The sequence below is a fragment of the Rhizobium sp. SVR5-2C genome, from assembly GCF_056755115.1.
Genome location: NZ_JBNDHT010000520.1, coordinates 1 through 245, shown reverse-complemented (window position 1 = coordinate 245; position 245 = coordinate 1). Strand labels below are relative to the sequence as shown.

1 pseudogene is annotated in these 245 nt (G+C 71.4%); it reads left to right on the top strand.

Annotated elements, in window-relative coordinates:
• Positions 1-245, top strand: a pseudogene (locus ACPYOI_RS36750) (hypothetical protein); the annotation flags it as partial.

The following is a 245-nucleotide window of genomic DNA, read 5'->3' as shown; positions in this document are numbered from 1 at the left end:
AGGTTCGAACAGCGCTTTGTCACCCGTAATGCGCCCGGGGGCGTGAAGTTCTTTCCGCGCAAGACGGTCCTGCATGTCCGGCGCGACTGCCGCTGGCCGTTTCCGCTGAACTACTTCCTGGTATCGCGGCTGCCGAATGGGGCCAGGGTGGTTCTCTTTCCCGGCGGGTTTCATCCCCAGCAAGCGCTCCCCCTCCCCCCCCCCCCCCCCCCCCCCCCCCCCCCCCCCCCCCCCCCCCCCCCCCC